1 protein-coding gene and 1 pseudogene are annotated in these 825 nt (G+C 66.7%); one reads left to right on the top strand and one right to left on the bottom strand.

The genetic code is table 11. From position 1 onward, the window contains the following. Positions 1 to 138: 138 nt before the first annotated feature. A complete protein-coding gene (rpmB, locus tag ACFXA3_RS19935) occupies positions 139 to 324 on the bottom strand; it encodes a 50S ribosomal protein L28 (RefSeq protein WP_082410959.1) in 186 nt (61 codons plus the stop codon). 156 nt (positions 325 to 480) lie between these two features. Between rpmB and ACFXA3_RS19930 the strand changes: the two are divergent. Next, positions 481 to 825: pseudogene (locus tag ACFXA3_RS19930) on the top strand (hypothetical protein); the annotation flags it as partial.

Below are 825 nucleotides of genomic sequence, written 5' to 3'. Positions count from 1 at the left end.
CCAGTACCGGTCCGGGTTGGACAACTGACGATCGGCCTCCAACCCCGGCCGGGCAGTGCCTGTCAATGCAAAATGACGTCACACGAGGTGGACCGGCCTTCTTGGCAACCGGAAAGGGCTGCGCTACGACGGTTGGCGTCAGCGCGAGACCTTGCCGGCCTTGATGCACGAGGTGCAGACGTTGAGGCGCTTCGGCGTCCCACCGACCACGGCACGAACGCGCTGGATGTTCGGGTTCCAGCGACGAGAGGTGCGGCGGTGCGAGTGGGAGATGTTGTTGCCGAAGCTCGGCCCCTTGGCGCAAACGTCGCAGTTGGCAGCCACAGGTCACTCCAAAGACTTCAGATGCACTTACAGTGAAATCCGGCGCACCGGATCAGAAGTCTGAAGAAGTCTGAGTGGTTTGCCGGGGGAATGGCCCGACTTTCATCGGGCAACCGGAGCAGCATACAACGCCTGCCTCGGTCCAAGAAAACTACCATGACTGCCGCCGGCCCCGCCCGCGAGCCCGGACGCCCGGCAGACCTTCGTTACCCTGCGGTGAACCCTGGCCCGCACGAGGAGGAACGCCCGGTGCCGCACGAGCCGCAGCCGCAGTCCCCTGACGAGCTCGACGCCGAAGCGGTGCGCACCTGGAGCTCACTGGCCGTGGCAGCCCTGGGCCGGGCCCGCGAGGACATCGACGCGATCAACGTCTACCCGGTCGCGGACGCGGACACCGGGACCAACCTCTACCTGACCGCCGAGGAGGTCGCGGCCCTGGCCGTGCTCCTCACCGCCCGTATCCGGCTCCGGAACGAGGCGCAGGCCTCACAGACGGAGGCC

The sequence above is a fragment of the Streptomyces sp. NPDC059456 genome (assembly GCF_042750055.1).
Classification (GTDB): domain Bacteria; phylum Actinomycetota; class Actinomycetes; order Streptomycetales; family Streptomycetaceae; genus Streptomyces.
The sequence above is the reverse complement of the archived record's forward strand: the minus strand, read 5'-3'. Positions and strand labels throughout refer to the sequence as shown.